Origin of the sequence: Gangjinia marincola (assembly GCF_039523415.1) — a bacterium.
Taxonomy (GTDB): domain Bacteria; phylum Bacteroidota; class Bacteroidia; order Flavobacteriales; family Flavobacteriaceae; genus Gangjinia; species Gangjinia marincola.
This window is the reverse complement of the sequence record NZ_BAAAFG010000002.1, coordinates 80,348-92,540: the sequence shown is the minus strand read 5'-3', so window position 1 is coordinate 92,540 and position 12,193 is coordinate 80,348. Positions and strand designations below refer to the sequence as shown.

The 12,193-nt window shown below is 35.1% G+C and carries 11 protein-coding genes; all 11 read left to right on the top strand.

Annotated elements, in window-relative coordinates:
* Position 1 precedes the first annotated feature (1 nt).
* The 11 genes from ABD000_RS01905 to ABD000_RS01855 all read left to right on the top strand — a co-directional run bounded on the left by ABD000_RS01905 (position 2) and on the right by ABD000_RS01855 (position 12,164).
* Positions 2 to 1,135: a glycosyltransferase family 4 protein gene (locus ABD000_RS01905; RefSeq protein WP_343763115.1), complete on the top strand. Its 1,134-nt coding sequence runs from the start codon at positions 2 to 4 to the stop codon at positions 1,133 to 1,135.
* Positions 1,136 to 1,353: 218 nt separating this feature from the next.
* A complete protein-coding gene (locus tag ABD000_RS01900; RefSeq protein ID WP_343763113.1) occupies positions 1,354 to 2,283 on the top strand; it encodes a glycosyltransferase in 930 nt (309 codons plus the stop codon).
* Complete coding sequence (locus ABD000_RS01895; protein ID WP_343763111.1) at positions 2,283 to 3,305, top strand: glycosyltransferase family 4 protein; 1,023 nt, start codon at positions 2,283 to 2,285, stop codon at positions 3,303 to 3,305. Before ABD000_RS01900 ends, ABD000_RS01895 begins: the two co-directional genes overlap by 1 nt.
* Positions 3,306 to 3,308: 3 nt before the next feature.
* The gene (locus ABD000_RS01890; protein ID WP_343763109.1) at positions 3,309 to 4,487 is read left to right on the top strand and encodes a glycosyltransferase family 4 protein; all 1,179 of its coding nucleotides are present in this window, start codon (positions 3,309 to 3,311) and stop codon (positions 4,485 to 4,487) included.
* A gap of 145 nt (positions 4,488 to 4,632) precedes the next feature.
* Complete coding sequence (locus ABD000_RS01885) at positions 4,633 to 5,802, top strand: glycosyltransferase family 4 protein (protein WP_343763105.1); 1,170 nt, start codon at positions 4,633 to 4,635, stop codon at positions 5,800 to 5,802.
* 5 nt (positions 5,803 to 5,807) lie between these two features.
* Positions 5,808 to 6,320 (top strand): LbetaH domain-containing protein, encoded by a 513-nt coding sequence (locus tag ABD000_RS01880; protein WP_343763103.1) that lies wholly within the window; start codon positions 5,808 to 5,810, stop codon positions 6,318 to 6,320.
* On the top strand, positions 6,320 to 7,657 hold the full coding sequence (locus tag ABD000_RS01875; RefSeq protein ID WP_343763101.1) for a glycosyltransferase family 2 protein: 1,338 nt from the start codon (positions 6,320 to 6,322) through the stop codon (positions 7,655 to 7,657). Before ABD000_RS01880 ends, ABD000_RS01875 begins: the two co-directional genes overlap by 1 nt.
* 11 nt (positions 7,658 to 7,668) lie before the next feature.
* Positions 7,669 to 8,694 carry a glycosyltransferase gene (locus ABD000_RS01870; RefSeq protein ID WP_343763099.1) on the top strand — a complete coding sequence of 342 codons (1,026 nt, stop codon included), beginning with the start codon at positions 7,669 to 7,671 and terminating at the stop codon, positions 8,692 to 8,694.
* A gap of 9 nt (positions 8,695 to 8,703) precedes the next feature.
* Positions 8,704 to 9,846: a glycosyltransferase gene (locus tag ABD000_RS01865; RefSeq protein ID WP_343763097.1), complete on the top strand. Its 1,143-nt coding sequence runs from the start codon at positions 8,704 to 8,706 to the stop codon at positions 9,844 to 9,846.
* A 22-nt stretch (positions 9,847 to 9,868) separates the two neighbouring features.
* The gene (locus tag ABD000_RS01860; protein WP_343763095.1) at positions 9,869 to 11,188 is read left to right on the top strand and encodes an O-antigen ligase family protein; all 1,320 of its coding nucleotides are present in this window, start codon (positions 9,869 to 9,871) and stop codon (positions 11,186 to 11,188) included.
* Entirely contained in the window at positions 11,142 to 12,164 is a 1,023-nt protein-coding gene (locus ABD000_RS01855; protein ID WP_343763093.1) for a glycosyltransferase family 4 protein, read from the top strand. The genes ABD000_RS01860 and ABD000_RS01855 overlap by 47 nt, the downstream gene beginning before the upstream one ends.
* The last annotated feature ends 29 nt before the right edge of the window (positions 12,165 to 12,193 follow it).

The window sequence follows — 12,193 nt, the reverse complement described above, 5'->3', positions numbered from 1 at the left end:
TTTGACTATTTCTATTCTCCATCCCTTTACACCTCAAGCTGCCGGCGTAGTGGAAGAAAGTGTTGCTACCTACCACAGTCAGCCCCACTTAAAAGCTATGCAAAACTTGACTAAAGACAATAATTATACAGGTTCTATCGAGTATTTAACACCTCGATTATTCAAATATTCATTTGATTTTGATGGTATAACCTATCGTTTCTTTCCGGTAGATTTTACCTTAAACGGAGATCATAAAAAATGGAAGAAACAGGTGTCATCTTCCTGTTATCGATACTATAAAAAGAATCTTCCAGAGGTTACTATCATTAACATGTCTGGTCATTCAAGCCCATTTTCGCATCGATTGGGAAAGCTCATCCTGTCCAATCAAAAGAAGTACATCGCTATGTTAGGAGGACAACATTACACAGATAATGCCGACCAGCGAGAATTTTATACTAACGCAGCACATATCCTTGTGCACACCTATCTTCAAAAAGCAGATATGGAAAAACTAGATATGTTTAAAGGATTAGATATCAGGGTTTTTCCATTGGGAGTGGATACGAACGTTTTTTCGCCCTTAAAAAACGAGAATGAACATCCTAAATTGCTTTATGTAGGTCGGATTGTAGAGTGGAAAAGAATTCATATGGCCATAGAAGCGTTAAAATCATTAGTAGATGCAGGATTTAAAGATGCAGAATTAAATATAATTGGTCCCACCAGTTCGCCAGAGTATAAAAATGAACTGGAATGTCTTGTCAAAGAAAATTCACTTGAAAATCAGGTTCATTTTTTAGGTCATAAGGAGCATGATGAATTACCATACTATTTTCAAGAGGCAGATCTATTTACACTTCCCAGTGATAAAGAGACATTTGGTATGGTCATGATTGAAGCGATGGCCTGTGGAACACCGGTGGCTGGGATTAACTGTCCCGGTGGACCTGCAGATGTGATTACCGATCAAATAAATGGATTGCTTAGTTCTCCAGAGGAATACAGCAAGAAAATAGTGGCTTATTTTGAGAATAATGACAAGCAAAAGTTGATTTCGAAAGGGGCATTGCAAAAGGCCAGAGATGAATACAGTATAGCGGCTACCAGTAAGGTGCTTAGACGCTCTGTAGAAGATGCATTAAATGAATAATTGTCTTGGATAACAATAGCGCATTATATCATATAAATATATATACACCCCAGGAGCTTAATCATTCCTCTTATATTCAAACAGGTCTGTTTGGCCTTGAAAAAGGTGGTTTTATTACAACCTCAATTCACATGGATTTGCGCAAAAAACTGGGGACCTATAGAACTTCTCTCAATAATGGAAATAACTTAAACCAGCGGCCACATCCTAAGACATCATTGTATGAATTAAAACATCTACAAACTGGGAAGTGTGTCAAATTTGCAACAGATCTTTACGACTTTTCAGATAGTTTTTCTGCTTTTGCCCTAGAACATTGTGATATTATATTTAAACGAAATTTTGAACAAGCTCATGTAGACGAACTACCACAACAATATAGGCGAAAGATTAAAAAATTGGGCTTAACATTTGGCGTTCATTCTCATGAAAAATATGATCAAAGAAAATTTAAATGGGGGATGTATTTATCGAATTTAAATGTAAATCTCAAATTTGATCGTGAATTTGTTTCCCGTTTAGCAAGAACCGTTCGACTTCAAAAAAAGCATTGGGATTTTATCCAAAAGGGGCGTTATATAGAGCAATTTGAAACGTATCACCGTAGTAGTGAAAACACAATTATGTTTCAAACCAGATGCTTCCCTATTGATGAGCAAAAGGATGTTCAGGAAATCCATGAGCAACGATATCGAATTACTAAACTTTTACGTAAAACTTTTCCAGATAACTTCAAAGGTGGGTTTATACCTTCGCCTCTCGCTTTAAAGAAATTCCCTGATGCCATTTCTAATGTGCCTTCAGAACCCCTGGAATACATTGCTGCTTTAAAAAATGCTCGAATTGTTATTTATACCAGAGGATTAGCCAAATCACCCGCATGGAAAATGGCTGAATACTTATCGCAAGGAAAAGTCATTATTGCAGAACGTTTAACAGCAGAGCTTCCAGTACCTTTACAAAATGAAAAAGAAGTATTATTTTTTGATAGCGATGAAGAACTTATTCATCAAATTTATAGGGTTCTTAAAGATGAGCAATTAGCAGATGCATTGAGTAATAATGCCAGAATGTATTTTGAGAATTATATTCACCCAAAGAAAAGCGTTCGAAGAATCATAGATATCATGGAGAAAGATTTTTTGTAATGAGAAAGATTATTATTCCACATCGTTCTAAGCATCATGCGATAAACTCTGGTTACGCAAAACTACTGGATTACATATCAGATGTTGAGGTTCTCTCATTAGAATCAGGAATTCCATACAGATTTGCCAAAGCAATTAGTGATTTACATGCTCAAGAAGCAGGACTGTATGATTCTAATAGTTTCTTAAAAGACTGGAATCTCTATAGAATGCTAAGAAAGAATAATGAAAAGTATACTGTCGTACATTATTTAAATGCTGAACGCGATGTAAGGCACACGGTGAAAAGAAATGCTGGAAATACTGCAATTAAAGCGTGTGCTACATTTCATAAACCGCCAGATACCCTGCAAAATAGAATATCTAAAAAAACCTATCTCAAATCACTTGATGGGGCTATTGCAGTTGGGGTCAATCAAGTAGGATTTATTAAAGAATGGCTGGGATTAGATAAGGTTACTTATATACCTCATGGTGTGGAAACTGAATTCTTTATACCAGCCGATAACATGGCAAATAATCCTAGATTTCTATTCGTGGGTCAACATTTAAGAGATTTTAACTATTTAAACAAGGCTATCCCGATTTTAGCATCAAAAATTGCTGATTTACAATTCGATTGTATCGTTCATCCTGATTATGCGGGTAAAATACATCATCACAAGGCTGTAAACATACACAGTAATTTAGACGATTTACAGTTAAGATCTTTCTATCAAAAAGCCACATTGCTTTTTTTACCTTTACTAAATAGCACTGCATGCAATTCATTGCTGGAAGCCTTATCATGCGGCTTGCCAATCATTACGACTGATGTGGGCGGGAATCGTGAATATTTAGCAAAAACTCGAAATTTTTTAGCAAAAGCTGAAGAAAAGGACGCGATGATTGAAACTGCTGTTGAATGGAGTAAAAACGAAGAGTTACTCCAAAAAATTAGTAAACAAAATCGTAAGGCGTCAAAACAATATTCCTGGTCTAATATTGCCGATAGAATAGAGGAATTTTACAACACCTTATAAGTCGTGAACGAGAGAAAAAATATTATTCTTTTTGATGGTAGTTTTAAAACCACTGCTTTTATCAGGCGATTAACCCAAGCTCTCGTTAAGAAACATAATGTGTATATTTTAGGCTTCGATGAAACAGATCCTCAAAAAGTTTTAGGAGTCACCTATATTGGATTAGGAACCTCTAAAAAACCTCTTCTCTTAGTTCTTAAGAGTATTTATATAGCTATTAAGAGTTTAAATGTGGAGTATATCATTAAATTACCAGGTTTGATCGTCAACAAACGACTTTTTGAATTAAAAAAAAGAAATACTCTAATAGAAATAAAGAAAATTGGTCCTTCCCTTATTCATCTGCAGTGGCCTTCACTCATTCCATTATTTGAAGAGTTAATTGAGGAAAAGTCTACTAAAATTATCCTTAGTCTTAGGGGAACTCAGGTAAATGTAAAGCCCTTTATTGACGATAAGAATTATGCGTATTTAAAGGAATGGTTCCCAAAACTTGATGGTTTTCATGCTGTATCAAAATTAATTAATGCTAAGGCTAAAGAATTTTCTAAACATCATGGTGTAATAGATAAGGTCGTATACTCTGGTCTTGATTTGGATAAATTCGAATTCAATTCTAACGTTAAAGAGCATGAACAATTAAATATTATATCGGTTGGTCGTGTTCATTGGATAAAAGGATATAACTATGCCCTGGAAGCGTGTAAACTTTTAAAAGAGCTGGACATAGCTTTTCAATATAGATTGATTGGAGTAGAGGGAGATGAAGAACTGTTGTATTTAATTCATCATTTGGGTTTGCAAGAGCACGTATTGATTGAACCACTGCTTAAACAACATGAAGTAAAATCAAAAATAACTCAGGCCGATGTACTTTTACTTCCATCGATAGAAGAAGGAATAGCAAATGTGGTTTTAGAAGCTATGGCCTTAGGAACTCCCGTTATTAGTACCAATTGTGGAGGTATGGCTGAAGTGATTGATCATAATACATCAGGATGGCTTATACCTAAAAGAGATCCAAAGGCTATTGCGAATCAACTATCATTATTCAATATCATGACAGTAGATCACATCAAAGAAATAAAGAAAAATGCCAGAAAAAAAATAGAACAACAACATACTGAAGGTCATATGATATCTGGTATGCTAGAATTATATGGTAGTGTATTAGCCTCTTAATTCGGCACCTTGTCGCTTGCTTAAAAGTATGTGCTATACCTTAACCAATATTATATATTACTTTTAGTAGTGCTATTTACATCAGTATAATGTTGTTTATGAACCAATCCTATTATTTGTTAAACTGTAAAATACATTCACTATATTGAAAATAGGTCTTGTCTTAAGTAATCCTCCCGCATATTCTGAAACCTTTTTCAATGCAAAAATCAAAGGGCTTCAAGAACGTGGATTTTCTGTAACTTTATATGTAGACAGGCATGATAAAAAGTACAAACTATCGAACGTTAGATCAGCGCCATATGCCGGAAGGAATCTTGTTCGCTTAGCTTTTTCAGTTATCACAACGATAATTGCGTATACATTTTATACGTCACGTTTAGTTAAATTTTGGAAGCTGGAGCGAGATCGCGGATCAAAAGCTTCGCTGATCGTAAAAAAGATGTATTTATTCCAGCATGTATTGAAAGCAAAAGCTGACTGGCTGCACTTTGGTTTTGGTACCATGGCAGTAGGAAAAGAATACGTTGCTGAAGCGATTGATGCAAAAATGGCGGTTAGCCTAAGGGGATTTGATATTAATGTTTATCCATTAAAGCATACGAACATATATCATTTAATGTGGAGCCAATTAGATAAAGTGCATAGTATATCTAATGATCTTTTAGAGAAGGCTTACGCTTTGGGTCTACCAAAAAAGTGTCCGATTCAGATCATCACGCCGGCGATTAAAGTGTGTGAATCTATTGATACTAATATGGATTTTTCAAAGCCTGTTGAACTCTTAACTATTGCCAGACTGCATTATATTAAAAATATAGATATTCTCATTGAGGCTGCATATCAACTTAGGGAAAGTGGTTTTGATTTTGTGTGGAACGTCATAGGAAATGGAGACGAAAGGGATTGGGAGCGCTACTTATTTCACATTCATCAACGGAATCTGGAAAACCACGTTTTTTTATTAGGAAAGAAATCGCATAAGGACACTTTAATAAGACTTAAACAATGTGATATGTACGTACAGACCAGTTATACCGAAGGCTTTTGTAACGCACTGTTAGAGGCTCAGGGATATGGAAAGCTTTGTATATCATTTGATACCGGTGCGCTTAAGGAGAATATTCTAGAAGGAGAAACCGGCTGGGTGGTTAAAAATTATACTGCTGAAGATCTAAAGAATAAAATTATAGAAATTTATAACTTACCACAACACCATAAAGAGCGTGTTCTTGAAAATGCGAGGCAACGAGTAAAAGTGCACTTCAACTTAGAGAAACAAAAAGAAGAATTTGCTCATTTTTATCAAAATTAGTGCTAATGAAGCTTTTGATTGATTTTAAACGAATGCTTGGTAAAAGTAAGTGGAGAGTTTTTCACGTGCTTTTTAGTAGAGCATTTATAGGTGTTCTTCACTATAGACTTGAGCATAGCCTTTATTTAGTTTTCAAGCGGGCTTATCCAGTGATCAGATTCCTTTTGTTACCCGTTTTCTTTTTACTACAAGCATATTCGAATTGCGATATTCATTATAAAGCACAGATTGGAAAAGGAATACGCATTCACCATCCTTCATTAGGATTAGTGATAAATGGCATTTGTAAGATCGGGGACTATCCAATTTTTACAGGGGGAAATTGTCTCGGGCTGAATTCAAATAAACATGGTGATTTTACTATTGGAGACTTTTTAGAGATGGGAGCGAATGCTACTATCATAGGTCCATTAACTTTAGGCGATCATGTTGTTGTTGGAGCCTCTTCCTGTGTTACAAAATCCTATGATAGTGATTTAATTTTAGTAGGTTTGCCGGCTAAACCTATTTCTAGTTGATGCTATTTCATTTTTTAAAATACATTCAGCCCGTACATTACTTTAGAAAATGCCCGCTAGGTAAAAATTCTATATATCCTGATCCGTCGCATAATGTTGACTTTAATCAATACAATCTTAACAAAGAGAATAATCAGTGGTCAACCTTAGCTGCAAAAAGTCAGGATTTGTCGTGGCAGCTCTTACAAAGAGGTTTGATTAAGTATGATAAGACATTAGAACCTTCAACAGATGTAGGGCTTGCAGATCAATATAGGTTTATAAGGAGATACTTTAAATCTGTTTGGAGTTATTATTGCTTGTTGATAAGAATAGCTACGTTTAAAAATCCGTTTAGAGAAATTGAGGCGTTCAATACCTCAAGAAGTGTTCATAAAGTGAGCATGTATAAAAATCCAATACATGATGATGGATTTGAAACATTTAGGTCGTCATTAATCGAACGTAATCCTAAAATATCTGTTATTATTCCAACGCTTAACCGGTATGACTATTTGCTAAACGGATTGAAAGATTTAGAGCAACAGACCTATCGTAATTTTGATGTTTTTGTTGTGGATCAATCAGAGCCATTTGATGCTCAATTTTACGAACAGTTTAAACTCGATCTAAAGGTCTTACGTCAAGAAGAGAAAGCTTTGTGGCTAGCTAGAAATACAGCAATAAAAGCTTCTGATGCAGCATATTTTTTACTATACGATGACGACAGCAGTGTTGATGAAAACTGGATCAAAAATCATTTAAAGTGCCTTGATTTTTTTGATGCACAAATATCTTCTGGGGTATCAATCTCAACCATTGGGGATAACGTACCCGAAAATTATTCTTTCTTTAGAATAGCTGATCAGTTAGATACAGGAAATGTACTTATTCAAAAAAAGGTTTTTAAAGAGATAGGTCTTTTTGATCGACAATTTGAGAAACAACGAATGGGAGATGGTGAGTTTGGTATGCGCGCGTATTTAGCGGGTTTTAGGAATATTTCAAATCCTTTGGCAAGTAGAGTTCACTACAAAGCTTCATCTGGCGGGTTGAGGCAAATGGGAGCTTGGGATGCGTTTAAGTCGTCTAAAGTCTTTGACCCTAAGCCAATTCCCAGCGTTTTATATTATTATAGAAAATATTTTGGGAGAAAAGCAAGTATTTTAGCATTATTAAAATCACTGCCTTTTTCGATGATTCCATACCGCTTTAAAAAGAATAAACTACTTCTTTTGCCAGGAGTGCTAATCGCTCTGCTTCTTTTACCATTGTTATTATTTCAAGTTGGAAAGTCATGGCGCCTTTCTTCAATAAAATTAAAAGAAGGAGCCGATATAGAATCCTATGCAGGATGAATAGTAAAAAAATGAAAATACTTCAAGTCATTGACGATCTAAGTGTTGGAGGAGCAGAACGCGTCTTAGTAGATTTATCTAATTTACTCAACTATCATAATGAGGACGTACATATTCTGTGCATTTCAAATTATGGTGCTTTAAAAGACCTTTTGCACAAGAATATAGAAGTAACTCTGCTTGAGCGCAAATCAAAAATAGACCCTCATGCGATTAGAAAAGTGATTCGATTATTGAACCAATATGATATTATACATGTTCATATGCGTCATACCTATCGCTATGTTGCGATTATTGCAAAATTATCAGGGAACTTTTCAAAGCTGGTTTTTCATGATCATTACGGAAAAATAGATATAGATAAGAACATTCCTTTTGGTTTAGATTCATTTCTTAAACCTCGTAAATATATAGGAGTTTCTAAATCTCTAACCAATTGGGCGACAAAACATTTACGTATCCCTAAACAAAGTATTTTTCTGTTGCCAAACACTATTTTTCCAGATAATACATTTAAAAATATAAAAGGGACTGATTTTGTACAGGTAGGGAATATAAAGCGCGTAAAGAATCAATTATTTTCGCTGTCGTTAATAAAGCGATTAGAAAAAACAATTACTTTTTACGGTAAGGTTGTTGAACCAGAGTATTTCGATGAACTACAAGATTATGTACAACGTCATAATCTAAATGACAATGTTATCTTTATACATGATGAGGTAAATATTCAACGTATATTACCTAACTATTCGTTTGGACTGCAAACTGCACATTCTGAAAGCGGCCCCTTGGTTTTGATTGAATATATGAGCAAGGGTATTCCATTTTTGTCCAACTATACCGGTGAGGTTGCAACACTATTGAATAAGGTGGATCAAAGATTTATTATCGATAATTTTGATTTAGATCAATGGCAAAAAAGAATAGAAAAAATTCAGGCTGAAAATACCTCGGCTACATTGAAACAGATTTTTGATCAGTACTTTAGTGCTGAAAAATACTACGCCAAATGCATAAGAATTTATAATGAAAAGTAGATTTAAAAAATGAAAAAAAGAAAACTTCTCATTATATCTCATACAGAGCATTATCGCGATCATAATGGTATAATTGTAGGCTGGGGTCCAACAATAACCGAAATAAATTACCTCAAATCGCTATTTGATGTGATTTATCATGTAGGTACTTATCACGATACAACTCCTCCACCAAGTTCGATGCCTTACACTCATGAGGACATACATTTTATACCGATCACTCCTACCGGGGGAGATAAATGGTTTTCAAAACTTGATGTTATTTACCGCGCTCCTGCTACAATTAAATTGATTAATAAGTATGTTGAAAAAGTTGATATATGGCAGTTGCGTTGTCCTACAGGTATAGGCGTTTATTTAATTCCATATTTGACCCGCTTTATAAAAAAGCAAGGGTGGTATAAATATGCCGGAAACTGGAATCAGGAAAATCCACCTTTGGGGTATAAAATACAGCGAAGCTTGTTAAAAAAACAATCGCGTAAAGTTACCATCAATGGAGCCTGGCCAAATCAGCCGAAGCATTGTTATACCTTTGAAAACCCTTGTTTGATTGAAAAAGATAGGGAAGAGGGTAAACTAATATCTAAAAAAAAGAAATTTGAACGTCCATTTACGTATTGTTTTGTAGGAAGATTAGAAGATCCTAAAGGAGTACGAAGAATACTTGAGACTTTTCGTGAGCTAGAAGATAAATCAAGCGTTGATACGGTTCATTTCGTAGGAGATGGAGAACATAAAGAGGAATATATCCAATTATCAAAAAAAACCGGTGTCAATATGATTTTTCACGGGTTTCTGGGAGTAGAGGCGGTTTTTAACATTTATAAGAAATCTCATTTTTTTTTACTGCCCTCTACAGCCTCAGAGGGTTTTCCAAAGGTTATAGCAGAAGCAATGAATTTTGGTTGTATTCCCATAGTTTCAGATGTTTCAGCAATTCCTCAATATGTTATTAATCGGGTTAATGGCTTTTTGGTAACTCCTACAACAGCACATAAACTTAAAGAGATCATAGAAGTATTAAACACGTTGACACAAGATATGTTGACAAAAATGAGCCTACATGCGCATGAGAGTGCTGCAAAGTTTACTTATGAATATTATTTGGAGCATCTAAATAAAGATATTTTTCCAGATGCAAATCACTAAATTTTCATATGTTAAATTACTTATGCTACACGGTTTGATAGCCTTGTTGGTATCTATATATAGACCTGTTGCAATGATCTACGGGCTAGGTACTATGGCTTATTTCCTTTTTATCATCATCAAAAAGCAAAATAAAAATCATGAAGTATTAATAGCTGCTGCCTACATCACAGGAGCTGAAGTTTTTCTCAGGATGACCAAGGGTACGATCTCCTGGGAAATGTCAAAATACGCAGTGACTTTTTTCTTGTTTTTAGGATTGGTTTTTAAAGGCCCATCCAACAGAGCTTATCCTTATTGGCTTTATCTTTTTTTTCTAGTGCCGGGAATTCTTTTTTCTGCCATTAATTTGGATTATGAAACAAATGTTAGAAAAGCTATTATTTTCAATTTGATTGGCCCTATATGTCTAGGTTTTTCGGCACTATACTGTTTTTACACAAAGGTTACTTTGCTTCAAATCAAGAATATTCTTATCGCCCTATTAATGCCTATTGTAGCGACAACGGTTTATATTTATCTGTACAATCCAAGCCTTAAAGATGCAATAAGTGGTACAGCATCTAATGCGGCGGCATCTGGAGGCTTTGGACCTAATCAGGTATCTACTATTCTAGGCTTGGGCATGTTTATTTTACTGACTAGAGTATTCATTGTTAAAAACAAACTCATCAATATCATCGATTTAGCGTTGTTGGGATTGATGACTTTACGTGCCTTGGGCACCTTTTCAAGGGGAGGGGTATTTACTGGAGCCGTTTGCGCTGCTGCGTTCATCCTCATCTATTTTTCTATCTCCAGTGTTCGTGTTAAAGCATCAGTCATCCCTAAAATAGGTACTATTGTAGGAGCATTGATTGCAGTTTGGATTTTTGCTACAATTCAAACAGGCGGGTTAATTGTCAATCGATATACCAACAAAGATGCCGCTGGTCGTTTAAAAGAAGATATTACCACTGGGAGAGCAGAATTATTAAGCGCAGAATTAGATGGATTTAAAGAAAACCCAATAACTGGTATTGGGGTAGGAAAGGCAAAAGAATATAGAGATGAAAAAGGGGTAGAAGCTTTAGCAACACATAATGAATTAAGTAGATTATTATCAGAACATGGAATGTTTGGTTTATTTGCACTTGGAATTTTAATTATTGTTCCTGCTGTCTATTGGTTTAGAACGAAACGCAATCCGTATTTTTTTAGTTTTTTATTATTTTGGTTCCTTACCATTAATCATAGTTCCATGCGACTGGTAGCCCCCGCATTTATATATGGATTAGCATTATTATACGTAGTCAATGAAACCAAAAAATCTGGTATACATAGGGAACAACTTACTTCATAGTGCTGTAACAGTAACTACGATTAACTTATTGTCCAATCTTTTGAGAAAGGAAGGACACCAAGTTGTCATCTCATCAAGTGCCAAGGACAAGGGAATGCGCCTGGTAGAGATGGTAAAAACGGTCATTCAAAAAAGAAATTGGGCGAATGTAGTTCTAATCGATACCTATAGCACAGCAAACTTTTGGTACGCATATGTCATCGCAAAACTATGTAGACGTTTGGGTATTCCATACATTCCAATTTTACACGGGGGTAATCTACCTAATCGATTAGAACAAACTCCAAAGGCCGCCGAAGCTATATTTAAATATGCCTTCATAAATGTTGCACCATCAGGATATTTAAAGGAATCTTTCTTAAAAAATAAATTTTCGAACACAATATTAATTCCTAACACGATTGAAATAGATCGATACACATATACTCAAAGAGATATTAACACACCTAAACTATTGTGGGTTAGATCATTTGCTCAGCTTTATAACCCAATTCTTGCGCTCAAGACGTTAGAGCTTATATTAAACGATTATCCAAATGCCCAACTTTGCATGGTAGGACCAGATAAGGATGGATCTCAAAAAGAATGTTTCGCTTACGCGGAAGAAAAAAATCTCCCTGTTACATTTACCGGAAAATTAGAAAAGGAGGTATGGATCAAACTCGCCGAAGAATACAATATTTTTTTAAGCACAACGAACTTTGATAACACTCCCGTAAGTGTTATAGAAGCTATGGCGTTGGGACTTCCTGTTATTTCCACTAACGTTGGCGGAGTTCCTTTTCTAATTGATGACAACGTAGATGGCATGCTTGTTGAAAAAGATCGTCCTGATCAAATCAGGGATCGAGTTGAGCAATTAATGAATAATGAACAGCAAAGAAGGCTATTAGTTGAAAATGCCAGAAACAAAGTCGAAAAATTCGATTGGGCACATGTTAAGCATCAATGGAATGATCTCCTATCTTCAATTTAACTTATCTTTGCAGTGATTTAACTGTTTTG

Coding starts and splice junctions, on each gene's coding strand:
- ABD000_RS01895 (WP_343763111.1), top strand. CDS start 2,283: ATGAGAAAGATTATTATTCCACATCGTTCTAAGCATCATGCGATAAAC.
- ABD000_RS01880 (WP_343763103.1), top strand. CDS start 5,808: ATGAAGCTTTTGATTGATTTTAAACGAATGCTTGGTAAAAGTAAGTGG.
- ABD000_RS01875 (WP_343763101.1), top strand. CDS start 6,320: ATGCTATTTCATTTTTTAAAATACATTCAGCCCGTACATTACTTTAGA.
- ABD000_RS01870 (WP_343763099.1), top strand. CDS start 7,669: ATGAAAATACTTCAAGTCATTGACGATCTAAGTGTTGGAGGAGCAGAA.
- ABD000_RS01865 (WP_343763097.1), top strand. CDS start 8,704: ATGAAAAAAAGAAAACTTCTCATTATATCTCATACAGAGCATTATCGC.
- ABD000_RS01860 (WP_343763095.1), top strand. CDS start 9,869: ATGCTACACGGTTTGATAGCCTTGTTGGTATCTATATATAGACCTGTT.
- ABD000_RS01855 (WP_343763093.1), top strand. CDS start 11,142: ATGAAACCAAAAAATCTGGTATACATAGGGAACAACTTACTTCATAGT.